The sequence below is a fragment of the Streptomyces sp. CT34 genome (genome assembly GCF_000805335.1).
In the GTDB taxonomy this organism is placed as follows: Bacteria; Actinomycetota; Actinomycetes; order Streptomycetales; family Streptomycetaceae; genus Streptomyces.
This window is the reverse complement of the sequence record NZ_KN708638.1, coordinates 7,702,901-7,725,886: the sequence shown is the minus strand read 5'-3', so window position 1 is coordinate 7,725,886 and position 22,986 is coordinate 7,702,901. Positions and strand designations below refer to the sequence as shown.

Here is a 22,986-nt window from a genome sequence, read left to right as displayed (position 1 = left end):
GGCCCGCGCGTGGAAGGGGGCCCGCGATGCGTCTCCCGGCAGTTCTCGCGCCCCGGCGGCACAACCCGCTCCGGCGCCGTGCGGATGTGCTCCGGTCCTGGCTGCTGCCGGCCACCGGCGTCCTGATCGCGGTCGCCGCCCCGGCCGCCGGCTGGACCGCCGCGGACGCGGTCGCCACCGCGGCTGCCCACCAGATCACCACCCGGCACGGCGTCCCGGCCGTCCTGGTCCGGGACCCGCCGGTCCGGATCGGTACCGGCCCCACGGAGGGGGCCGGCGGCCCGGTGCACGCCACGGTGCGGTGGACGCTGCCCGACGGGACCAGGCACACCGGGGAGGCTGCGGTGCCGCCCGCGCTCCGCGCCGGGGACCGCACCACCGTCTGGCTCGACGGGCACGGTGCGCTGCTGCGCGATCCGGTCACCCCCGGCGAGGCGGCGGCCGGGAGCATCGCCGCCGGCACGGTCGCCGGCTGCGGCACCGTCCTGCTGCTGGTCGGCGCGGAGCGGTGCGGTGCCGCGCTCCTCGACCGCCGCTGTCTGGACCGCTGGGAACGGGAGTGGGCGGCGGCCGACGGGCATCTCGGCCACCCGGCGCCGTGAGGGGCCGGCCCGGCATCCGGCACCCCGCACCCGGTGCCGGATGCCGGGCCGGCCGGTGTCGTGGTGCCATGGAGAGACCACCGTCCCGTCCGCCCACCTCCATCCAGGTATCTCCGCATCCGTCCGTCTCTCCGCAGCTGTCGTCGAAGGGATCGGCACATGGCCGCCGCGTCGCCCCTGGCAGCGTGTCTGCGCTCGCTGCGGGCCGTGGTCCTCGACACCGACGGAGTGATCATCGACTCCGCCCGGTTGCACGCCGCTGCCTGGCAGGAGGCGTTCGACGCGTGCCTGGCGGCCGTGGGCGGGCAGCGCCCGTTCGATCCGGAGGCCGACTACCTGCGCTATGTCGACGGCAGATCCCGCGAGGACGGCGCCGCCGCGTTCCTGGCCTCCCGCGGTCTGGAGTTGCCGCTGGGCTCCCTCGGCGACCCGCCCGGCACCGGAACCGTCCGGGCGGTCGCGGCCCGCAAGGACGCGCTGTTCACCGCGCTGCTGGAGGCCCGGGGCGTCACCGCCTGGCCCGGCGCGGTACGGCTGCTGGCGGCCCTGCGCGGTGAACGGGTGCCGTGTGCCGCCGTCTCCGCGTCCCGCCACGCCACCGGGCTGCTCTCCCGCGCGCAGCTGCTGGACCGGTTCGGGGCCGTGGTCGACGGAGACGAGGCCGCCCGGCTGGGCCTGCCGGGCAAACCGGACCCCGCGCTCTTCCTGGAGGCCGCCCGGCGCCTGGCCGTCCCCGCCGCGGACACCGCCGTGATCGAGGACGCGCTGGCCGGTGTCGAAGCGGGCCGGCGCGGCGGCTTCGGCCTGGTCGTCGGCGTCGACCGGACCGGCGGCCGGTACCGCGCGGGTCAGCTGCGCCGGCGCGGCGCCGATGTCGTCGTCAGCGACCCCGGCGAGCTGCTGATGCCCGGGACCGGCTGATGAGAGCCGATGCCTGGACCTGGTCGTACGAGGGGTACGACCCCGGGGACGAGCGGCTGCGCGAAGCCCTGTGCACCCTCGGCAACGGCCGTTTCGCCACCCGCGGCGCCGCCTCCGAGGAGCCCGCCGGCCCCGCGCACTACCCGGGCACCTACGCGGCGGGCTGCTACAACCGCCTCACCTCCACCGTCGCCGGCCGCCCGGTCGAGAACGAGGACCTGGTCAACCTCCCCGACTGGCTGCCGCTGCGCTACCGCATCCGCCCGGCGGACACCCCCGATCCCGGCCCCTGGCTCTCCCCCGACCACCCCCAGCTGACCGGCCACCGCCGGACGCTCGACCTGCGCCGCGGCACCCTCACGCTCCGGTCGGTCTACGAGGACGCCGCCGGGCGGCGGCTGACCGCGACCGAGCGCCGCCTGGTGCACATGGCCGAGCCCCAACTCGCCGCGCAGCGCCTGACGTTCACCGCCGAGGGCTGGTCCGGCACGGTGGAGGTGGCGGCCGGGCTCGACGGCGAGGTCCGCAACGCCGGCGTGGACCGCTACCGCGAGCTGGCCGACACCCACCTGACCGGCCGGTCCACCGGCATCGAGGACGACGGCACGCTGTGGCTGCACTGCCGCACCCGCACCTCCGGGATCCGGATCGCGCTGGCCGCCCGCACCCGGACCAGGCCGCGCCCCCGTGCGGCCCATCCCGACCTCACCCTGCGGCGCGCCTTCCGCACGCTGACCGTCCCGATCCGCCCCGGCGCCACCGCGACCGTCGACAAGACGGTGGCGCTGTACACCTCCCGCGACCGCAATGTCACCGATCCGCTCGCCGCCGCCCTCGGCGCCGTACGGGAAGCCCCGGCCGTGCCCCGGCTGCTGGCCTCGCACCACCGGGCCTGGGAGCGGCTGTGGCAGCAGGCGCGCCTGGACGTCCCCGGGGAGGCGGGCCGGATCCTGCGGCTGCACCTCTTCCACGTCCTGCAGACCCTCTCCCCGCACACCGCGCGGCTGGACGCCGGGGTGCCCGCCCGCGGTCTGCACGGCGAGGCGTACCGCGGGCACGTCTTCTGGGACGAGCTGTTCGTGCTGCCGTTCCTGAACCTGCACTTCCCGGAGGTCTCCCGGGCGCTGCTCAACTACCGCCACCGGAGGCTGCCGGCCGCCCGCGAGGCGGCCCGCGAGGCGGGGCTGGCGGGGGCGATGTACCCGTGGCAGAGCGGCAGCGACGGCAGCGAGGAGACCCAGCGGATGCACCTCAACCCGCGCTCGGGCCGCTGGCTGCCGGACCACTCGCGCCTCCAGCACCACGTCGGCTCGGCGATCGCGTACAACGTGTGGCAGTACTGGCAGGCCAGCGGCGACACCAAGTTCCTGCACACCAAGGGCGCGGAGATGCTGCTGGAGATCGCCCGCTTCTGGGCGGCGAAGTCGGACTGGGACCCGGCGCTGGCCCGCTACCGCATCCGCGGCGTGGTCGGCCCCGACGAGTACCACGACGGCTATCCGGGCGCCGACCGGCCGGGCCTGGACGACAACGCGTACACCAACGTCACCGCGGCCTGGGTGCTGACCCGGGCGCTCGACCTGTGCCGCACCCTGCCCGAGGCCCGCCGGCGGCAGCTCTTCGAGCGGCTGGCGCTCGCCCCCGACGAGCGGCAGCGCTGGGACGACATCGCGCACCGGCTCCACGTGCCCCACCACCGCGGCCTCATCAGCCAGTTCGCCGGCTACGAGCAGCTGGCCGAACTCGACTGGGCCGGCTACCGCGAGCGCTACGGCGACATCCGGCGGCTGGACCGGATCCTGGAGGCGGAGGGCGACACCGTCAACCGCTACCAGGCGTCCAAGCAGGCCGATGTGCTGATGCTGGGCTACCTCTTCTCCCCGGCGGAGCTCTCCGGCGTCCTCGGGCAGCTCGGCTACCGGCTCGACGACGACATCTGGCGCGCCACCGTCGACCACTACCTCCGCCGCACCAGCCACGGCTCGACGCTGAGCGCCCTGGTCCACGCCTGGGTGCTGGCCCGGGTACGCCGCGCGGACGCCTGGACGTACTGCGAGGAGGCGCTGACCGGCGATGTCGCCGACGTCCAGGGCGGCACCACCGCGGAGGGCATCCACCTCGGTGCGATGGCCGGCACGCTGGATTTCGTCCAGCGCGGGATGACCGGCCTGGAGACCCGTGACCGCGCCCTGTGGCTGGACCCGGCGCCGCTCCCCGAGCTCTCCAAGTTCGGGGTCCGCATCCGCTACCGCCGCCACCGCGATATCGACCTGCGGATCGGCACCGACCGCGTCACCATCGCCGTCCCGGACTCGGAGCACGCCGCGGTGCAGGTCCGGCTCCGCGGCCACCCGTTCACCGTCCCGCCGGGCACCGTCCGGCGGCTCGAACTGCCCGGCGGCTGACGGCCGTCGGCCCGGACGGCGGCGCACCGGACGGCCCCCGGCGCGGCTCGGCCGTCACCGGTCCCGCCCCTCCGCCGGGGCCGTCCGCACCGGCGTCGGCCCCGTGACGTCGAAGGTCACGTCCACCACGCCCTCCACCGCGCGCACCAGCCGCGCGGCCACCGGGATCAGCGAGGTGTCCCCCACCCGCCCGCTGAGCGTCACCACCCCGTCGGAGACGGTCACCCGCAGATCGCCGCGGGAGACCGCGAAGAGGTGCCCGACGATGTCCTGCCGGATCTCCGCGGCGAGTTCCTCGTCGGACCGGAGGAACACCTTGAGCAGATCGGCCCGGCTGACGACCCCCTGGAGCATCCCCTCCGCGTCCACCACCGGCAGCCGTTTGACCGACCGGCGGGCCATCACCCGCGCCGCCTGGGCGAGCGTGGCATCGGCATGCACCGTGACGGCGGGCGCGCTCATCAGCTCCCCGGCGGTCAGCGCCCCGGCCTTGCGCAGGTCCGCCAGCCGCCGCAGCTGCTCCCGCCGGTCCGGATCCGCCCCGCGGAACTCCTCCTTGGGCAGCAGATCGGCCTCCGAGACCACCCCGATCACCCGCCCCTCCCCGGCCAGCACGGGCAGCGCGCTGGCCTTCCACCGCGCCATGGTCTCGACGATCTCCTTGAACGTCGCCTCCTGGCCGACCGCGACCACGGTCCGGGTCATGACATCACCGACGAGGTGCGGGCTGTGCTGCATGACGCCTCCTCACGCGGACCCGCGGGTCGCACCTCCAGCGTGAACTCCCGCTCCCCCGGGGGCCAGGGGCCGTCCGGCCCCCTCCCCGGGTCGCCCGGCTCACCCCTCCGGCGCCGGCACCGCCGCCTCGTCCGGATCCGTCCCGTGCAGGTACTCCTCGGCGATCCGCTTCGGCCCGAACGGCCACTCCCGCTCGTGGCGGGCCCACACCAGGAACGCCAGTACACCCGCCGCGACCCAGGCCAGCGACCATTCGATGGGGTGCCGGCCCGGAGCGCTGCGGTCCGCGTACCCGTAGATCACCAGCCAGCCGGCCAGCGCCAGGATGCTCGGCAGCGGGTAGAGCCACATCCGGTACGGGCGGCGCAGCGCCGGCTGCCGGCGGCGCAGCACGGTCACCGCGGCGACCTGGGCCAGCGACTGGACGATCACCATCACCGTGGTGAGCAGCTGGATGATCGTCGCCAGATCGGTGTGCCGGCCGAGGAGGAAGCCGGCGGCCATGATGCCGCCCATGGCCAGCAGCCCGAGGACGGGAAAGCGGTGGCGCGGGTGCAGCGTGCCGAACGCCCGGAAGAACACCCGGTCGCGGGCGGCGTCGTAGGGGACCCGCGACCCGCCCAGCAGCCCGGTCAGGACGGAGGTGACGGCGGTGACGAGGATGAGCACGGTGACCGCGTCGGCCGCGGCCGGCCCCCAGGTCTTCTCCAGCACGGCGGAGGCGACGGACGAACCGGCGGTGCTGTGCGGGTCCAGCATCTCCCGCCAGTTGACGACCCCGAGGGTGCCGATCTGGAGCAGCAGGTAGATCGCCATGATGCCGAGGATCGAGGAGATGATGGCGCGCGGCAGGGTGCGGCCGGGCTGCCGGATCTCGGCGCCCATATAGGCAACGGTGTTGTAGCCGAGGTAGTCGTAGATGCCGATGGTGAGCCCGCCCGCGAAACCGAGCCAGAAGTGACTGCCCGTCAACTCGACGGCGTGCGCGGGATAGGTGAACGCCAGCGCCGGGCTGAAGTGGGTGAACGCGGCGACGATGACGAGGACTACGGAGGCGATCATCACCGCCCACAGCACGACGGTGAGCTGGGCGATCCGCTCCACCCGCCGCCACAGCAGCACCACGATCCCCGCCGTGACCACCAGCCCCACGGCATCCCCCTGCCCCCGGCTCATGCCCGGCCACAGATACCCCAGGTACTGCACGAAACCGATGACGCCCGTCGACATCCCGAGCGGGATGAACAGCATCGCCGTCCAGACAAACAGAAACGGCATCAACTTCCCGGTCCGGTACTGGAACGCCTCCCGCAGATACACGTAACTCCCGCCCGCCCCCGGCAGCGACGCCCCCAACTCCGCCCAGACCAGCCCGTCCGCGAGCGCCAGCACCGCACCCGCCACGAACCCGATGACGGCCTGCGGCCCCCCGAACGCGCTCACCATCAACGGAATCGTCACGAACGGCCCGATCCCGCACATCTGACTCATGTTGATGGCCGTCGCCTGGAAAAACCCGATCCGACGGACGAACCCCACCCGGTCATCGAGGAGTTCAGGCATACGCGAAGCCCCTTCCCACACCGGCTCACCCACCGGTCCGCCGCCCCTGCGCCGCGCCCCAGGCTGACACGCCGAACGCCACCGCGCACCGGTCCGGACCGCATCGGCTCGGCCGGCCGCCCGCACACCGGTCACCGCGCGCCGTCGGGCCCGCCGGTCACGCCTCCCCGTACGCCTCCCCGCCGAGCTCCAGTCGCGCCGCACCGGCCGTGGCGTCCGCCAGCCAGGCCCGGAAGTCCGCCACCTCCGCCTCGGGCAGGCCGACCTCGATACGGACCTCGGCCCCGTACACCACCTCGCGCACCGCCCGGCCGGACGACCGCAGATCGTTCTCCACCCGCCCGGCCCGCTGGTGGTCGACGGTCACCGTCACCAGCCGGAACCGCTGCCGGACGACCGTCCCGAGCACGTCCAGCGCCTCGCCGACCACGCCCCCGTAGGCACGGATCAGCCCGCCGGCCCCCAGCTTGACCCCGCCGAAGTACCGCGTGACCACGGCCACCACATAGCGCATCTCGCGCCGCACCAGCATCTGGAGCATCGGCACCCCGGCCGTACCGCCCGGTTCGCCGTCGTCGCTCGCCTTCTGGATGCCGCCGTCCGCACCGAGGACGTACGCGAAGCAGTGGTGCCGGGCCGTCGGGTGCTCCCTGCGGACGCGCGCGATGAAGTCCTGTGCCTCGGCCTCCGTCGCCACCGGCGCCAGCGCGCAGATGAAGCGGGACTTGTTGATCTCGATCTCGTGAACGCCCTCGCGCGCGAGAGTCCGGTACTGCTCCTGCATCCGACCAGCCTAAGCGGGCCCGCGGCCCCGCGGACACCGGCCGGTCCCCACGCCCCGCGCCGCGCTGCGGTGTCCGCCGTACGGGGGCAGTGCACACGGCCACGCGGCGTACCCGGGCCCTCCGCACGGTGCGTCGGGCAGACGTCCGCGCCACCCGTGGGCACTGTGACCCAAGGCAACGGGCTCCTCCTTGGGGCCCACTCGTACCGCAGGAACGGATCGGCGGCTTGGCGGAGGGCTTCATGGACAACAGCACAGAGTCGGCGATGACGGCCGGCGTTCCCCTGACGGGCGACGAGATGCCCGAACCGCCACCAGAGGTCATCGAGGCGGCCCGCAACGCGCCCGACCACTGGCTGGCCATGGTGGATCTGACCTGGTCCGGCGACGGCGCACCGCCACTGTGGGCGCTGATCGGGCAGTGGCGCTCGGGGCCGACCGGCGAGATCGAGGAGTGGCGGAACAACCCGGAGTACCGCCCGTCACCGCAGATGCTGGACTGGTCCGACCCCACCGACCCCGTCGACCGCGCGGTCCAGCTGGCCGCCACCGGCTACGGCCCGGCCCGGGACGTCTGCGACGAGCTGGCGCGTGCCGAGGTGTCCGTACTGGTCACCTCCACCGGCACCCCGCTCGCCGCGGCCTCCCCCGAGGGCACTCCGGTGATTCCCGTCTACACCTCCGCGGACTATCTCGAATCCGTGGGCCGGCTCCTCTACGACCGCCGGCCGGTCGCCGAACTCGTCGAGCAGCTGCCGCCGGGCCACGCCCTCTATCTCAACCCGACCGGCCCGGTGAGCATGCTCGTGGATACCGAGCAGCTCCGCACGGCGCTCACCGAATCCGGGTCCGACCGGACCGCGGAGACCGCCGCCGGGTCCGGGGAGCCGTCCGCCACCACGACCCTGCGCCCGGGGACCGGCACGGCGCCCGCCGAGCCGGTGACCGGCGGCCGGGCGATCGGCAAGCCCGCCCGTTCGGCGGGCAGCACCGTCGTCGGCGCCTGACCATCCAGCAGCGGCGGGCCGGCCGCACACCCCGGCCTCCCGCATCCGAACCCGCCCCGCCCGTCTTCCCCTTCGGGCGGGGCGTCTTGCTGCCGGCACCCGGCCCCTGCGGGGCCCGGACGACGCAGTCGCGCGACCGGCGCTCCCCCGCGCCGCACCGAGCCCGGTGATCTCGGTCACTCATGCCATCCGCACGCTCTGGTGCGGAATCGGCGGAGCCGATCATCCGTTATGCCGCTGGAGGACCACGGGCCACAGGGCCACCGACCGCAGGAGGCAGACGTGTACGGCGACCGGGCGACCATCCGCAGAATCCTCACCGAGCTCGGAGACACCTGGGCCGTCGTCGGGCTGTCCGCCAACCGGCAGCGCGCCGCATACGGCGTTGCGGAGGTGCTGCAGCGCTACGGCAAGCGCATCGTCCCCGTGCACCCCAAGGCCGAGACCGTGCACGGGGAGACGGGGTATCCGTCCCTCGCGGCCGTGCCCTTCAAGGTCGACGTCGTCGACGCCTTTGTGCGCAGCGAACTCGCCGGAGCCGTCGCCGACCAGGCCGTCGAAATCGGCGCCAAGGCGGTCTGGTTCCAGCTCGGTGTGGTCGACGAGCGTGCCTGGGAGCGGGTGCACGACGCGGGACTGGACATGGTCATGGACCGCTGTCCGGCGATCGAGATACCCCGTTTGGGCTGAGCGGCGGCTGCGCTAGCGTCGGTGCATGATCACGCCACGTGCCGCCCTCCCCGAGGACGCCGCCGAGCTCGTCCGGCTGCGCCGCCTGATGTTCCGTGCCATGAACCGCCGTGACGAACCCGGGAGTTGGGAGGCCGATGCGGTGGCGACAGCGCGCCGCCAGCTGACCGGTCCGGACGCTCCGCTGGGGGCGTTCGTGGTGGACGGGGGCGGGGCCGGTGCACCGCATCTGGCGGCCTGCGCGGTCGGGCGGATCGAGGAGCGGCTGCCCGCGCCGGGCCACCCCTCCGGCCGCTTCGGCTTCGTCTTCAACGTCTGTACGGATCCCCGCTATCGGGGCCGCGGCCACGCCCGCGCCACGACCGAGGCGCTGCTGGCGTGGTTCGCGGACCGGGGCGTCAGCCGCGTCGACCTCCATGCCACCGACGACGCCGAACCGCTCTACCGCAGCCTGGGTTTCACCGAGCACTCCACGGCGCTCTCCCTGGACCTGCGCTCTCGCCTGCGCGCCGGCTGAGCGGCCCGCCCGTCCGCCGGCTGAGCGGCCCGCCTGTCCGCCGGGTGAGCGGACCGGCCGTGCGCGGCCGGGACCGCCGGCCGGTAACGGCGTCTCAGGCGACGCCCAGCCCCTCCAGCGCGGTGGCGCCCGGGAGTTCGGCCAGCGCCTTGCCCGGCACGATGAGCTTGCCGCGGCGGCTTCCGCTGCCGATCAGCGCGTACGGGGCATCGGCCACCGCGGCGTCCACCAGCAGCGGCCAGGACGCGGGCAGCCCGATCGGGGTGATGCCGCCGTACTCCATCCCGCTGTCGCCGACCGCGGTGTCCATCGGCGCGAACGACGCCTTGCGGGCGCCCAGTTGGCGGCGCACCACACCGTTGACGTCGACACGGGCGGTGGAGAGCACGAGGCAGGCGGCCAGGCTGACCTCGCCGCCGCGCTTGCCGGCCACCACCACGCAGTTCGCCGACTGCTCCAGCAGCCAGCGGCCGTAGTGGTCGACCAGGGCTTCGGTGTCCGCGATGGCCGGGTCCGTGTCGACGTAGCGGATCTCGTGGACGGGCACCGAGCCGCGCCAGTCGCGGATCGCGGCGGCCACCGGTCCGGTCAGCAGGTCCAGGCACTCGGCGGCGGGCCGGACGTCGTCGAAGGCATCCATCGGCACGGGCATACCCGTCAAGCTAACAGGCGCCGCGGTGCCGTTGGCGGCCCGTCTCGCGGTGCGATCACGGACCGGTCAGAGCGGGATGATCACCGACATGGTCATCTCCACCGGCTCCTCGCCGTCGTTGCGGTAGCTGTGCGGGACCTTGGCCTCGAAGGTCGCCGAGGCGCCGGCGGCCACCGCGTGCTCGGCGCCGTCCACGACCAGCGTGAGGGTGCCCGCCCGGACGTGCAACAGCTCGACGGTGCCCGGCGGATGCGGGTCGGAGGCGCTCTCGTCCCCGGGCATCAGCCGCCAGTCCCACATCTCGAAGGGGCCCGGCGCCTCGCCGCCCACCAGGAGCGAGGTGTGACTTCCCGCCTCGGTGGACCACATCCGGACCGCCTCCCCCGGTGCCACGATCCGCACCTGCGGGCCCTGTTCGTAGTCGAGGAGCGTGGTGATGCTGACGCCGAGCGCGTCGGCGATCTTGACGGTGGTCCCCACGCTCGGGTTCGTACGCGCCTGCTCGATCTGGATGATCATGCCGCGGCTGACCCCGGCGCGGGCCGCGAGCGCGTCGAGGGTGTAGCCGCGTTCGGTGCGCCAGCGCTTGAGATTGCGGGCGAGCGACTGCGTGAGCTGGTCGAGATCCGTCACGGTCCGTCCAAGTCGAAGTTCAAAATATTCGATTCCGCAGTTCAATACATTGCACTACGGTGTGGTGTACTTCAGCGTCCAGCTCACTGTACTGCGAGGTTTCACCATGACAGCGGCCTTCGCCCTGGCCACCAGCCTCCTGTGGGGGCTCGCCGACTTCGGCGGCGGACTGCTCACCCGACGTTTCCACGCGCTGACCGTCGTAGTGGTCTCGCAGACGCTCGCCGCCGTGGTGCTGGGCGGCATCGTGCTGACCACCGGCGGCTGGCGGGAGGCCGGACCGCAGCTGTGGTTCGCGGTCGCGGCCGGTGTCGTCGGCCCCGCGGCGATGCTCTGCTTCTACCGCGCGCTGGCCCTCGGCCCGATGGGCGTGGTCTCCCCGCTCGGCTCGCTCGGCACCGTCCTGGTACCGCTCGGCGTCGGCATCCTTGCGGGCGAACGGCCGGGACTCCTCCAGGCCACCGGCATGGCCGTCGCGGTGGTGGGCGTCCTGCTGGCGGGCGGGCCGCGGCTCGGCGGCGCGTCCGTGGCCCGCCAGACGATCGTGCTCACGCTGATCTCGGCGCTCGGCTTCGGCGCGGTGATGGCCCTGATCGCGGAGGCGTCCACGACCGTCACCGGGCTCTTCCTCGCGCTGTTCGTCCAGCGGGTGTGCAATGTTGCGGTCGGCGGCACGGCGCTCTGCGCCACGGTCCGGCGCGGCACTCCGGCACTGCCCGCCGAGGGCTTGGCCGCCGTCCGCCGTGCGCTCCCCGCACTCGCCTTCGTCGGGATCGCCGATGTCGCCGCCAACGGCACCTACGCCGTCGCCGCCCAGCACGGCCCGGTCACGATGGCGGCGGTGCTCGCCTCCCTCTACCCGGTGGTCACCGCACTCGCCGCACTAGGCGTCCTCAAGGAGCGGATGCGCGCGGTGCAGACCGCCGGCGCCTCACTCGCCCTGGTCGGCTCGATCCTGCTCGCCGCGCACAGTTGACGCCGGAGGGCCGTCAGCGGTTGGGCACCCGCCGCCCCGCCTCCTCGGCCGCCTCCCCCTGCTCCAACTCCCCCAGCGCGCGCAGCTGCTCCGGCGTGACGCCCTCCGGGATCGGCACCGGCGCCGGCGTCCGCAGCGGCGGCTGCCAGCCCTCCCGCGGATCCCAGCTGCGCACGACCTTGGCGGGCGCCCCGGCCACCACCGCGTGGTCGGGGACCTCGCCGCGTACGACGGAGCCCGCCGCGACCACCACGTTCCGGCCCAACTGTGCGCCGGGTAGGATGACCGCCCCGGTGCCGATCCAGCTGCCGGGGCCGATGGCGACGGGGTCGGTGCGCGGCCATTGCTTGCCCACCGGCACCTCGGGATCGTCGTAACTGTGGTTGGTCGTGGTGACGTACACCCCTGGACCGAAGAAGCAGTCATCGCCGATCGTCAGCCGGACATCCGCGATCACATGGCTGCCGCGCCCCAGCACCACACCGTTGCCCAGCGTCAGGATCGGCTCCGGGCCGAGGTCCAGGTCCGGCATCATGCCGGCGGTCAGCGTCACGTCCTGGGCGATGATGCAGTGGTCACCGATCTCGATCCAGGGATCGCCGAAGACCGTGCCCTGCGGATAGGCGAGCCGGGTGCCGGTGCCGATCCGGCGGAAGCGGTACGGGCCGGGGCGCTCGGCGGTGACGGCCGCGGCCTCGCGCACCCAGCGCGCGCCCCGGTGGACGGCGCGCGACACGGCCCGGCGCCGCCAGGCCGCAAGGGACGAGAACACGTTCTGGTCTATCGGCACCCGCACACCGTACTCAGCGCGCCCGGCGCCCGGTCGGTCGCCGGGCTGTGATCTTCGCCCCACCGGCCGCCGCCCCCGTCACCGGTGGCGACCGTCGTCTACGGTGCTGGTGGCGCGACACGGAACGGGCGAGGAGAGCGCAGATGGCAGAACGGGCACTGATCTCACCGGTGGGCGACGACCGGCCGGACATCGATCCCGGGGCGTACACCGCCCCCACCTCCGTCGTCGTCGGAGACGTCACGCTGGCCGCCGGCGCCAGTGTCTGGTACCACGCCGTGCTGCGCGGCGACTGCGGTCCCATCGTCCTCGGCGCCGACAGCAACATCCAGGACAACTGCACGGTGCACGTGGACCCGGGCTTCCCGGTGACCGTGGGCGAGCGGGTCTCCGTCGGCCACAACGCCGTGCTGCACGGCTGCACCGTCGAGGACGACGTCCTGGTCGGCATGGGCGCCACGGTGCTCAACGGCGCGCACATCGGCGCGGGCTCCCTGATCGCCGCCCAGGCACTGGTCCCCCAGGGCATGCGGGTCCCGCCCGGCTCCCTGGTCGCCGGTGTCCCCGCCAAGGTCAAGCGCGAACTGACCGCCGAGGAACGGGAGACCATCAAGCTGAACGCCGCCATGTACCTCAACCTCGCCGCCCGCCACCGTGCGTCGGTACCGGAGACCGGCGACTCCGGGAGCTGACGGCGACGCCCGCACGCCGCAACGCCCGCACACGGCACGGTGCGGCCGGGTCGGGGCCGCGCCCGGCCCCCGCTGCACGGCTTCCCCCGTGAACGGCGGCTCAGCCGCGCCGGGCGTACTGCGCGGCGCTCAGCGCGGAGGACAGCAACTCGGCGTCGAAGAGGGAGGCATCGGCGAGCCGGTTGGCGTTCGCGTAGGCGTTCATCATGAGCTTGGCGGTGCGCAGCGCCGAGGGGGAACGGCGGACGAGAGGCTTGGTCCAACGCGCGATGGCACTGTCCAGCTCCTCCTCGGGGACGACGGTGTGCAGGAGGGACAGTTCCTTGGCGGTCGCCGCGTCGAAGTTGCCGGCGGTGAGGATCAGTTCGCGGATCCGGGCGGCGCCGGCCTCGTTCATCAGGCGGGGCAGCACCCCGCCCCAGGCCGGCGCCACTCCGACGGCGAGCTCCGGCAGCCGGAAGCGGCAGGTGTCCGCGCCGGCTCGCAGGTCGCAGAAGACGGCGAGCGCGACGCCCGCCCCGATCACTCCGCCGTGCAGCCGGGCTATGGTCACCGCACCTGTGGTGGAGAGCGCCTCGCACACCCGCCGGGCCTTGTTCCCCAGGACCCGTAGACCCGTCCCGGCCGGGTCGGCGGCCAGCGACTCCGCGAACTCCTGCCGGTCGGCCCCCAGACAGAAGTCCGCCCCCGCGCCGGAAAGGACCACCGCGCGTATACCGGGGTCGTCCTGCACCGCGCCCAGCACGGTCAGCAAATCGTCGAGCAGCGGTTCCGACAGGGAGTTGCCGCTCTCCGGAGTGTTCAACCGGACCGTGAGCACGGCGTTTTCGCGCTGGACGACGAGGGTCTTGAAGTGTTCGATCACGTGTCTCTTCCTATCTCACCGCGGGATCAGGAGAGCACGACCGGGAAGTTCAGCTGGCGCCGGAAGGCCACCCTCGGGGCCCACTCGGGCGCACGCACCGGACGCAGGCCCGGAAAGCGTCTGAGCACGGCATCGAGCAGGGTGACCGCCTCCATGCGGGCCAGTGCGGCGCCGAGGCAGTAGTGGATGCCGCTGCTGAAGCTCAAGTGGGTGGCCCGGCGGCGGACGTCGAAGAGGTGCGGGTCCAGGTGGTGCGCAGGGTCATGATTGGCCACGCCGACCATACAGTGCACCATCTGGTCCTTGCCCACCGGGATTCCCGCCAGGTCCGTGTCCTCGGCCGCCACCCTGCTCACCACGTGCGTCGGGGAGTCGTAGCGCAGGACCTCCTCGACGGCCCCGGGGACGCTCTGCGGGTTGGCGCGCAGCCACCCCATCTGCCGGGGGTGCGCGGTGACCAGCCACACCGCGGTGGAAAGGAGAGTGGAGGTGGTCTCCAGCGCCGCGAGCACCACGAAAAGCGCGAGCCGGTACACGGCCTCGTCCGCCTTTTCGCGGTCCGGCTCGAGCTCGTCCCACGTTCTGATCCACCCGGAGACAGGGTCATCCCCCGGCACCCTTCGGCGTTCCCGCACCAGGCCGGTGAAATAGTCGTTGAGTTTTCCGGTCGCGGCGTCGGAAAGGGCCAGCTGACTGGCCGAGGGCAGGAGTTCCTGCGCGAATACCTGATCGTGGGCGAGGGAACGGAGCAAGGGATAATCGGTGGCCGGCAGCCCGAGCAATTCCCCTATCGTGACCGCCGGAAGTTCGTCACTGACGAGTTCACCGAAATCCGCCTCGCCGTCCCGCAGCCTTTCCTCCAGCCGGTCGAGGAGTTCCTCCGTGGCGCTTTCGACGGTGTCCTGGGCAGCGGCCAGGGACCCGGGGGCGAATATTCCGCCGACGGACCGGCGGACCCGGGTGTGGTGGGGCGGGTTGAGTCCCGGGAGTGTGCTGGCCATCTGCCGCGAGGACGCCGCCGTCCAGCGGGGCGCCGCGCCCTGGCGGACCCGCCAGGAACTATCCGGCACAAGCCAGGACTTGCTCCGCAGCACACGGTCGCACAGGCCGAAGGAGTTGATGAGGAACCCGCCCCACGGTGCCGGAACAACCTCTCCCATCGACCGGAGTTCCGCATAGTACGGAAGAGGATTGGCCTGCCCGTCCGGGGTGCGCAGACGGGAGAAGAGCCGTACCACAGAACGCCGATCGACAAGGGGGGCCGCTGGCAGAACAGCTATGCCGGGTTCCACTGCGGTAACTCCTTCGTTCACAACGCAGAGACCGAATGACCAGCCCTGACTACCCACGTATTTGAACGTTTACGCACCACGGCGTAAGTGAGCGTGTAGTAAAGATCACACCTTCCACCAGGACAGGAACGAACTCCACCACCTGCCCTTTTGTGTCCCACTCTGCCCCGTCACCGGAGCACTGGTAGCGGTTTGCCCGGCCATTGCGGAGCCTTCGGAAGGGCGCCGTTCGGGCCTTACCGGAGTAAAGCGCGCGGGCAGCACTTCGAGCGCGCGGTGGAACGGTCCCGGCCGCCAGCTAAGACTGTCCGTGGGCAAAGCGAGTTCAATGTCCGGCAGAGTATTGAGCAACTTTTCGATGGCCAGATTGGAAACCAGCGTGGCCGGGTCCTTCGCAGGGCAGGCGTGCGGCCCGGCACCCCAGGCCAGGTGCGCCCGCTTGCTGAGCATCTGACGGCCCGTCGAAAGACTCGGATCGGTGTTGGCGGCTGCGAAGCTGATGACGACGGGGTCTCCGGCGGACAGCCGGGTACCGCCGAGTTCCACATCGCAGACCGGGTAGTGCACACCGTAGTTGGCGATCGGCGCGCTGTTCCACAGCACGTCGTTGATGGCGTCGTCCACCAGCAGTCCGGCGGAGTTGTGGTCTCCCGCGTACTTCTCGTCGGTCAGCAGCAGAAGCAGGGCACTGGTGATGATGTTCTGCGTGGGCTCGGTGCCGGCCGCGATGAGCGTCACGAGCTGGTGGACCATCTCCTCGTCGGAGAGCCCGGACGGGTGCTGCATGAGCCAGCTGGTCACGTCGTCGCCCGGGGACCGCCGCTTGAGCGCCACCAGCTCCATCAGGGCCTCGGTCAGTACCTCGTTCGCCTTCTCGGCGTCAATGCCGTCGAAAATGCCCGAAATACCGAAAACGAGGCGGTCACCTATCTCGGCGGGGCAGCCGAAGAGGTCGTTGAACACCAGCAGCGGCAGCAGTTGGGCGTAGTCGGCGACCAGATCCGTCCGGCCGCGACTGCTGAACTGGCTGATGAGGTAGGCGCCGACGCGGTTGACATGACGGCTCAGCCGGTGCGTGTCCACCTTGGCCAGGCTCGCGGTGACCGACTGACGCAGTCTCATGTGCTCGGCACCGTCGGAGAACAGGGCGTTCGGCCGGTGCATCATCATCGGCAACACCGGGCTGTCCAGGGGCACCCGGCCCTCGTTGAGCGCCTTCCACCGGCGCGAGTCCCGCGCGAACGTGTCCGGGTTCTGGAGCACCTGGAGCGCCGTCGCATAGTCCGTGACGAGGTCGGCCTCGACGCCGGGGGCGAGTTCGACCGGTGCGACCGGGCCGTGCTGCCGCAGGCGCTCGTAGACCGCCTGCGGTGCGGCGGCGAATTCCGGGCCGTGCAGGGACTCCCGCATGCCATCGGCGTGTGCCGGGCAGCCCGGCGGCGGAGTCTGGAATTCCGAATGAGATTGCATGCCTGAACTCCTAGTTGAGGCGAGACTGTAGGTAACGGACAAGCGTGATCAGGGAATCCGCCGATGAACGCTCGTCACGTGCATCACAATTGACAACAGGCGTCTCCGGGAGCAGGTCCAGCGCCTCCCGGATCTCATCGAAGGAATGCTCCGGAGTCCCGTCGAAGCGGTTCACGGCGATGGCGTACGGGATTCCGTAGTGTTCCACCAGGTCCATGACAGGAAACGACTCTTCGAGCCGCTGCGGGTCGACCAGGACAAGTGCCCCCAGCGCCCCGCGCGTCATGTCCTCCCACACTTGAACGAACCGCTGCTGACCGGGCGTTCCGAACAGGTACAGGACCAGCTTCTCGCTGAGCGTGAGCCGGCCGAAGTCCATGGCGACCGTTGTCGTGGTCTTGCCGGGGGCACCCCGCAGATCGTCAATTCCCGCGCTTGCCTGCGTCATTACCTCTTCGGTACGCAGCGGCGGAATCTCCGACAGCGTGCCGATGAACGTCGTCTTCCCCACAGCGAAGTGCCCGACCACCAGGATCTTCGCCGCGGTCTGTACCGAATTTCGCAGGTACACGCCGTCATCCAAAGCGAGCCTGGAGCCCATTCAGCACCTCCTCAAGGATTTGCCGGTCGACAAGCTGAGCGCTGGGGATGGGCGCGCGTGCATGGAGATGGCCCTCCTCGGTGAGATCGGACACCAGAATCTTGACGATCCCCACCGGCAGACCGGTGTGCCCGGCTATCTCGGCGATCGACAGAAAACCCCCGGCACACAGCTCCAGCACGCGCTGCTTCTCCGGGTCGAGCGGTTTGGTCCGGGGCGGTTCCTGAGCGACGGTGACCAGGGTCAGCAGCGAGAACTCGCTGTCGTCCACGAGGTCGCGACCGTTGGTGATGACGTACGGCCGTACTAATTCCGCTGCTTCGTGTACCAGCTCCGGCTCGTCATCGAAGGTCATGGTTGAATATCGGCCCTCTCACGAGGTGGGCTGGTCAGCGCCTTGCCGAGCTGCCCGACCAACTGCTGCATACGGAACGTGATTTCCGCCATGTCGACGTCGGGCGATGCCGAGACCGCGAGATAGGCACCTTCACCGGCCGATATCAGAAAGACCCAGCCGTGGTCGAATTCCACCAGCGTCTGCCGCCACTGCGGCCTCGTGTTCGGGCCCGTACTGCTGCAGAAATCGGCGACCGTACGGCTCAGCGACTGCATACCGCTCATCGCGGCGGCAACGGTATCGGCGTGGTCCCGGCCGACGTCCTTGGAGCGGGCCATCAGCAGCCCGTCGGCCGACACGAGAATGGCATGCTGCGCTTCGGGCAATTCCAGAGCACTGTCAAGCATCCACGACACATCGTAGTTCACTAAACCTCATGCCCTTCACTGCTTGCATTGGTGGAACGACGGCCCGATTCCGTACCGCGCTGGAATGCGCCCATGACGGACGCGGTCCGTGCGCTGTCGCGAGCCGGTGTCGGAGTGCTCTCGTCTTCCGCCGGCACGATGGATATGGCACCGCGCCGGCGGCGCTTCGGCAGACCGCCCGCGGTGGTCTCCGGGACGGCCGGACGGTCGGCGTCCGGTCCGCCGAAGTCGGCGCCACCGGGCGCCCGGTGACCCGGCCCCGGAGCCGCGGCACCCTCCTGACCAGGGGGATTCTCGGGCGGCAACGGGGTGGATGCGGCCACGGCAGGCCCCTCCTCGGGTGCGTGCAGGGACGTGAGGAGCTCGTCGGGGAGCAGGACGACCGCGCGCACGCCGCCATAGGGCGAGGTGGAGTCCACCGATACCGTGAAGCCGTAGCGGGCGGCGAGCACGCCGATGACGGTGAATCCGAACTGCGGCGGATTGCCGAGACTGGAGACGCTGGCGGAATTCCCGCCGGACAGCAACTGGCCGGCCCGCGCCTTCTCTTCCTCGTTCATACCGACACCGGCGTCGTCGACGACGATGCAGACACCCTTGGGCACCGGACGGATATTGATCTCGATGATCGTTTCCGGTGCGGAATAACTGGTGGCGTTGTCCAGCAGCTCGGCGAGTACCAGCGCCACCGGTTCGACGGCGCGGTTCACGATGGCGAAACTACTCTGCGATCGGATCTCGACGCGAGTGAAGTGGCGGATTCGGCCCTTCGCACTGCGGACCACGTCGTAGAGCGACGCGTCGTTACGCCGCCGGCCGAGCCAGCCGTCGCAGAGCACGGCGATGGACTGGGCCCGCCGCGCGAACTGCGAATTCATGTGGTCGATGTCCAGCAGATCCTGGAGGATCTTGTGCTCGCCATACGTCTCCTGGAGTTTGGAGATCGCCAGCTGCTGCTCGCTCGCCAGTCCCTGCAGGGTCCGCATGGCGGCCTTCAGGGTGTTCTTGGTGGATTCCTCGGCGCGGTCCTTGGCCTCTTCGACGGCCTCCGCGTAGTGGTCTTCGAGATTGGCGTAGTACTGCTTTAGCTCAACCTTTTCCCTACTGAGTTCCTTGATCTTCTTGCGGCCGCGAATAATCGCGGTAGCGGCGACAGGGGTACCAGCGATCAAACCCCAGAGCGCTGGATCCTGGAAGTATTGCGTCATAGGACTCTCTTCGGATGACGAAGCCACCAGATGTCGTATGCCTGGCATCAGGCGCATCTTCACGCGCGGTCTCAGACATAGCTGAAAGGCCGCGCACAGTCGCCGGCCAGAAAGCCTCTGCAGGCCCGGCTAATGGCATAGTTCTCCCCGGGGTGGCGATTCTCTCAGGCCAATGCGCGGAATTTCCATTTGCCATAGCAGGTGACTACCCGGTTGGCAAGTGCGATGATCTTAGCACCACGCCACAGCTCGAGGTCCAACAGCGATCTGTAACGTTCCGGCACCTGACGGAGATTCAACAAAGGCCCCTTATGGGGCCATTGGCTCCCGGCACGGCCGTCCGGGGCAAGAGGTTGCGCAGGTTCCTGACGGTCCGCTAGCACATCGGACCAGGTGGCAGCGAACGCGATATGGCTGAATCCGCAGGCCGGGTCAGCGATGCGGGGCGTCGTGGACGTACGTGATCTCGTCGCCGCGGACCTTGACGACCCGTACGGTCATCTCGCGATCGGTGCCCCGGAGGTAGTGGGCCGTGCAGTGCGTCCACGAGCCCTTGACCGCGCGGAGGTCCCGCGCGCACTCAACCGACCGCGGTCCGCGCGGAATCAACGGAAGCGACAGATGGTGCGAGATCGACCGGGCGACCTCGCGGCGCGGCACGGCGTCGGTCCGCCCGTCCACCTCACTGGTCGCGTCCCGGTCCCGCAGCCACAGGTTGCCGGCCACCAGGCTTCCGGCCAGCACGGTGACCGCGGTCAACACCAGCCCGACGATGCGCAGATACCTCACCGCACTCCTTCACCGGTATCGCGAACGTTCACCGGTATCGCGAAAGCTCCGGCCGGAACGCCGGCCGGGCACGGGACAATTGTGGCTGATGCCCCGACTTCGGCAACAGCGGGCCGAGTCGGGGCATCCGGCCCACTCCGGCCCGCTCCGGGCGGGGCGTCACACGGACGGCACCGGCCCCAGCATCTGCTCGCTGATCCAGTGCAGCGACTCGGGCATCCGCTGGATATAGGTATGGCCGCTGTGCACGCCGTCCGGTATCTCGTAGAGCGTGGAGTGGATCGGCCCCCGGTCCCCGTCGGTGTAGCCGTCGACGAAGCGCTTCACGTCGGGCACCGCGTCCTCCTTGCTGCCGAGCTCGAAGGCCAGATAGACCTGCGGCCCGCCCCGCGCGGTCAGCTGCCGCGCCAGATGCCGCGGGTCGTTGGCCAGCATCTCCGCCGGGTGCCCCTTCCACAACGGCGAATCCGGCGCCGTGTCAGGGCCGTTGACGATCGCCGCCTTGAACTTCCGGGGCTCCTTGAGCACCGCCTTCAGCGCGGCGAACCCGCCGGACGACGACCCCATGAAGGCCCAGCCGTCCCGGCTCGCGTAGGTACGGAAGTTGGCCCGCGCGAAATCCGGCACGTCCTCGGTCAGCCACGTCCCCATCTTCGGCTGCCCCGGGATGTCGCTGCCGTCGTAGTACGTCTTGCGCGGGTTGAGCACCGGCATGACCAGGATGAACGGCAGTGTCTTGCCCTCCTGCGACCACTCCGCGACCCGCTCCTCCAGCGCGAAGGTGGCCTCCGCCCAGTAGTTGGACGGATACCCCCAGGCACCGGGCAGTGCGATCAGCACCGGGAAGCCGCTCTTGGCGTACTTCGCCTGGCTGTACTGGGGCGGCAGCCAGGCCCAGACGTCCCCGGTGTAACCGGACTTGCGGCCGTGCCACTTGGTCCGGATGACGCGGCTGCCGTCGCCCCCCGTCGTACGGAAGGTGGTGAACGCCGAGTGCGGGCCGTGGGGCGGCACCATGCGGGGCCGGCCGTTGAGGGCATCCGCCGCGTGCGCCCGCAGCCGCGGCACGTTCGACGCGTCGACGACGTCCCGCTTCGGTCCGCCGCAACCGGCCAGCAGGCCCAGGGCCGCCACACTCACCGCAGCTCGGACGCGCAGGGACTTCATCGGGACGCTCTCCTCAGGCGCTCGGGACCGGCCGGGGCACTCCACGCTGCCACCGCGAAATCGGTCGAAAGACACCACCTTAAGATCGCCCCGAACCCTGCCGAACAGCACCCCCGTCCGTCGTGACCTGGGGTTTATCGTTCCGTGTCGCCAAGAAGACGTACCGGCACGTCAAACGGGCCGAACACGTTTCCCCCTAACGGTCAACCCCATCCGCTGTCGACCGGGCGGTCGGTTCTGGCATCGTGGGCAGTTCCAGGGAAGTGCGCGGCGCTGTGCCGTGGTTGGGGATGACCGATGACCGCGTGGGCCGATCACGGGCCACTGCCCGACGTCGTGGGACGGGCAGTCGAGCAAGAGCAGGTAGCCGGACTGCTGGAAGGCGCCGGGCTGATCACGCTCACCGGACCCGCCGGAGTCGGCAAGAGCGTCCTTGCCAGGGCCGTCCTGGAGGAGCACACCGGGCGGCAGCGCGGCACGGTGTTCCGGGTCGGCTGCTGGGACGGCCTCACCGCGGAGGACCTGACCGCCGCACTGCTCGCCGCGGCCGGCCTGACCGGCCACCCCGCCTCCGAGGCCCTGGCCGCGCACTGCCGCACACGCCGTGCCCTGGTCCTGCTGGACGACTGCGATCCGCTGCTCGACGCCTGCGCGCTGCTGGTACGACGGCTCCAGCGGGCCGAGCCGGAACTCCGGATCATGGCCACCGCCCGCCGCCCGCTGGGCCTGCCCGGGGAGAGGGTGGTCGCGCTCGCGCCGCTCCCGGTGACCCTGGGCGAGGGGATCGCCGGCCCGGCCGTCGCACTGCTGGCGGCGCACACCGGCCCCGCCGCACCGGAGCTGCTGGTATCCATCTGCCGGACGCTGGAGGGCTCGCCCCTCGCGATCGGTCTGGCCGCGCGGCAGCTGGACCGGATGTCCCTGACCCGGCTCGCCCGGCAACTGGACACGCACGGTGCGCTGCACTGCTCCGGGCCCGCGCTCATCCGCCGCCACACCTCGCTGCGCGCCGCCCACGCCGCCGGGTACGCCCTCTGCTCCCCCCTCGACCAGCAGGTATGGGCGAGCCTCTCCGTGCTGCCCGGGGACTTCGACCCCTGGCTCGCCGGCTGCGTCTGCACCAGCAGTGACGTTCCTGCAGCCGCGGTCGACGGCGCGCTGGAGCGCCTGCGCACCGCCTCGGTCCTCGAATCCGTACGGGAAGCCCAGAGCGCCCACGACACCGGGGTCACGCTGCCGCCTCGCTACCGGTTGCCGCGCGACGCCCGGGACTTCGGGCGGGCGCGGCTGCGCGCGACGGGCGAGGAGAACGGGGCGCTGCGCCGCTTCCGGCAGGCATGCGCGGCGCTCGCGGCCGAGGCCCAGATCACCTGGCAGGGAACCGGCCAGCAGCTCGCGGTCCGCCTCGTCGAGGACGAACAGCACCATCTCGACGCGGCGTTGACCCGTCCCCCGCTCGACGCCGAGGACGCGCTCAGCGCACTGGAGATCGCGGTCTCGCTGTGGTTCCGGTGGGCGGCCTGCGGCTTCCGCCGTGAAGGGCGCGCGCACCTGGAGCGGCTGCTGCTGCTCGCGCCGGAGGACACCGCGCTGCGGGCCCGCGCACTGTGGCTGGCCGGCCACCTCGCGGCGCAGGAGAACGCGCCGGGCGCCGCGGAGCCGCTGCTGGACCAGGCCTGGGCGGCGGCCGTGATGCACGCGGACTCCGACGGCCTGGCCCGTATCGCGCACACCCACGGGGTGCTGGCGCTGTACCGCGAGGACACCGCGACGGCCGTGGCCTGCCTGGAAGAGGCGGCCCGGCACACGTCCCGGGACCCCTGGTTCGGACCGGGCCCGGCGCACAGCTGGGCACTGCT

Annotated in this window: 24 protein-coding genes; 9 read left to right on the top strand and 15 right to left on the bottom strand. The window is 71.5% G+C overall.

Annotated elements, in window-relative coordinates; all coding sequences use genetic code 11:
• Positions 1 to 26: 26 nt before the first annotated feature.
• The 3 genes from RZ84_RS33555 to RZ84_RS33545 all read left to right on the top strand — a co-directional run bounded on the left by RZ84_RS33555 (position 27) and on the right by RZ84_RS33545 (position 3,928).
• Positions 27 to 602 (top strand): Rv1733c family protein, encoded by a 576-nt coding sequence (locus tag RZ84_RS33555; protein WP_063772728.1) that lies wholly within the window; start codon positions 27 to 29, stop codon positions 600 to 602.
• 159 nt (positions 603 to 761) lie between these two features.
• Positions 762 to 1,523 carry an HAD family hydrolase gene (locus RZ84_RS33550; RefSeq protein WP_043268323.1) on the top strand — a complete coding sequence of 254 codons (762 nt, stop codon included), beginning with the start codon at positions 762 to 764 and terminating at the stop codon, positions 1,521 to 1,523.
• A complete protein-coding gene (locus RZ84_RS33545; protein ID WP_043268321.1) occupies positions 1,523 to 3,928 on the top strand; it encodes a glycoside hydrolase family 65 protein in 2,406 nt (801 codons plus the stop codon). Before RZ84_RS33550 ends, RZ84_RS33545 begins: the two co-directional genes overlap by 1 nt.
• Positions 3,929 to 3,982: 54 nt before the next feature.
• Here RZ84_RS33545 and RZ84_RS33540 read toward each other — a convergent pair whose 3' ends face one another.
• From RZ84_RS33540 to RZ84_RS33530, 3 genes are all read right to left on the bottom strand, one after another.
• On the bottom strand, positions 3,983 to 4,666 hold the full coding sequence (locus tag RZ84_RS33540; protein ID WP_043268319.1) for a CBS domain-containing protein: 684 nt from the start codon (positions 4,664 to 4,666) through the stop codon (positions 3,983 to 3,985).
• Between the two features lie 99 nt (positions 4,667 to 4,765).
• On the bottom strand, positions 4,766 to 6,229 hold the full coding sequence (locus RZ84_RS33535) for an APC family permease (protein WP_052230349.1): 1,464 nt from the start codon (positions 6,227 to 6,229) through the stop codon (positions 4,766 to 4,768).
• A gap of 157 nt (positions 6,230 to 6,386) precedes the next feature.
• On the bottom strand, positions 6,387 to 7,013 hold the full coding sequence (locus RZ84_RS33530; protein WP_043268315.1) for a YigZ family protein: 627 nt from the start codon (positions 7,011 to 7,013) through the stop codon (positions 6,387 to 6,389).
• Between the two features lie 242 nt (positions 7,014 to 7,255).
• On the opposite strand from RZ84_RS33530, the gene RZ84_RS33525 reads away from it, so the two are divergent.
• From RZ84_RS33525 to RZ84_RS33515, 3 genes are all read left to right on the top strand, one after another.
• Positions 7,256 to 8,020 carry a type VII secretion system-associated protein gene (locus tag RZ84_RS33525; protein ID WP_043271605.1) on the top strand — a complete coding sequence of 255 codons (765 nt, stop codon included), beginning with the start codon at positions 7,256 to 7,258 and terminating at the stop codon, positions 8,018 to 8,020.
• A gap of 282 nt (positions 8,021 to 8,302) precedes the next feature.
• Positions 8,303 to 8,710, top strand: a complete 408-nt coding sequence (locus RZ84_RS33520; RefSeq protein ID WP_043271604.1) for a CoA-binding protein — start codon at positions 8,303 to 8,305, stop codon at positions 8,708 to 8,710.
• Between the two features lie 25 nt (positions 8,711 to 8,735).
• Positions 8,736 to 9,227, top strand: coding sequence for a GNAT family N-acetyltransferase (locus RZ84_RS33515; protein ID WP_043268313.1), 492 nt, complete (start codon positions 8,736 to 8,738; stop codon positions 9,225 to 9,227).
• Between the two features lie 94 nt (positions 9,228 to 9,321).
• Here the strand turns inward: RZ84_RS33515 and RZ84_RS33510 are convergent, their stop codons facing one another.
• Entirely contained in the window at positions 9,322 to 9,879 is a 558-nt protein-coding gene (locus RZ84_RS33510; RefSeq protein WP_043268310.1) for a YbaK/EbsC family protein, read from the bottom strand.
• A gap of 66 nt (positions 9,880 to 9,945) precedes the next feature.
• Positions 9,946 to 10,512: a helix-turn-helix domain-containing protein gene (locus RZ84_RS33505; RefSeq protein WP_043268308.1), complete on the bottom strand. Its 567-nt coding sequence runs from the start codon at positions 10,510 to 10,512 to the stop codon at positions 9,946 to 9,948.
• 106 nt (positions 10,513 to 10,618) lie between these two features.
• Here RZ84_RS33505 and RZ84_RS33500 point away from each other — a divergent pair, with 106 nt between their 5' ends.
• Positions 10,619 to 11,488 carry a DMT family transporter gene (locus RZ84_RS33500; protein ID WP_043271603.1) on the top strand — a complete coding sequence of 290 codons (870 nt, stop codon included), beginning with the start codon at positions 10,619 to 10,621 and terminating at the stop codon, positions 11,486 to 11,488.
• A 13-nt stretch (positions 11,489 to 11,501) separates the two neighbouring features.
• On the opposite strand, the gene RZ84_RS33495 is transcribed toward RZ84_RS33500, so the two are convergent.
• Positions 11,502 to 12,278 (bottom strand): acyltransferase, encoded by a 777-nt coding sequence (locus RZ84_RS33495; RefSeq protein WP_043271602.1) that lies wholly within the window; start codon positions 12,276 to 12,278, stop codon positions 11,502 to 11,504.
• A gap of 143 nt (positions 12,279 to 12,421) precedes the next feature.
• Here RZ84_RS33495 and RZ84_RS33490 point away from each other — a divergent pair, with 143 nt between their 5' ends.
• Entirely contained in the window at positions 12,422 to 12,970 is a 549-nt protein-coding gene (locus RZ84_RS33490; RefSeq protein WP_043268306.1) for a gamma carbonic anhydrase family protein, read from the top strand.
• Positions 12,971 to 13,070: 100 nt separating this feature from the next.
• Here the strand turns inward: RZ84_RS33490 and RZ84_RS33485 are convergent, their stop codons facing one another.
• The 9 genes from RZ84_RS33485 to RZ84_RS33445 form a co-directional block, all read right to left on the bottom strand.
• Complete coding sequence (locus RZ84_RS33485) at positions 13,071 to 13,835, bottom strand: enoyl-CoA hydratase/isomerase family protein (protein ID WP_043268304.1); 765 nt, start codon at positions 13,833 to 13,835, stop codon at positions 13,071 to 13,073.
• Positions 13,836 to 13,861: 26 nt separating this feature from the next.
• On the bottom strand, positions 13,862 to 14,995 hold the full coding sequence (locus RZ84_RS33480) for a cytochrome P450 (protein WP_107068327.1): 1,134 nt from the start codon (positions 14,993 to 14,995) through the stop codon (positions 13,862 to 13,864).
• Between the two features lie 237 nt (positions 14,996 to 15,232).
• Entirely contained in the window at positions 15,233 to 16,597 is a 1,365-nt protein-coding gene (locus RZ84_RS33475) for a cytochrome P450 (RefSeq protein ID WP_043268300.1), read from the bottom strand.
• 10 nt (positions 16,598 to 16,607) lie between these two features.
• Complete coding sequence (locus RZ84_RS33470; RefSeq protein ID WP_043268298.1) at positions 16,608 to 17,198, bottom strand: GTP-binding protein; 591 nt, start codon at positions 17,196 to 17,198, stop codon at positions 16,608 to 16,610.
• Entirely contained in the window at positions 17,173 to 17,553 is a 381-nt protein-coding gene (locus RZ84_RS33465; protein WP_043268296.1) for a DUF742 domain-containing protein, read from the bottom strand. The genes RZ84_RS33470 and RZ84_RS33465 overlap by 26 nt, the downstream gene beginning before the upstream one ends.
• Complete coding sequence (locus RZ84_RS33460) at positions 17,550 to 17,963, bottom strand: roadblock/LC7 domain-containing protein (RefSeq protein ID WP_043268294.1); 414 nt, start codon at positions 17,961 to 17,963, stop codon at positions 17,550 to 17,552. The genes RZ84_RS33465 and RZ84_RS33460 overlap by 4 nt, the downstream gene beginning before the upstream one ends.
• A complete protein-coding gene (locus tag RZ84_RS33455) occupies positions 17,963 to 19,171 on the bottom strand; it encodes an ATP-binding protein (RefSeq protein ID WP_043268292.1) in 1,209 nt (402 codons plus the stop codon). The genes RZ84_RS33460 and RZ84_RS33455 overlap by 1 nt, the downstream gene beginning before the upstream one ends.
• 432 nt (positions 19,172 to 19,603) lie before the next feature.
• Positions 19,604 to 19,960: a DUF4333 domain-containing protein gene (locus RZ84_RS33450; protein WP_043268290.1), complete on the bottom strand. Its 357-nt coding sequence runs from the start codon at positions 19,958 to 19,960 to the stop codon at positions 19,604 to 19,606.
• A gap of 159 nt (positions 19,961 to 20,119) precedes the next feature.
• Complete coding sequence (locus RZ84_RS33445; protein WP_043268288.1) at positions 20,120 to 21,127, bottom strand: alpha/beta hydrolase; 1,008 nt, start codon at positions 21,125 to 21,127, stop codon at positions 20,120 to 20,122.
• Between the two features lie 297 nt (positions 21,128 to 21,424).
• Here RZ84_RS33445 and RZ84_RS33440 point away from each other — a divergent pair.
• Positions 21,425 to 22,986: ATP-binding protein (locus RZ84_RS33440; protein ID WP_241777978.1), on the top strand; the 1,562-nt coding region annotated here is incomplete at its 3' end.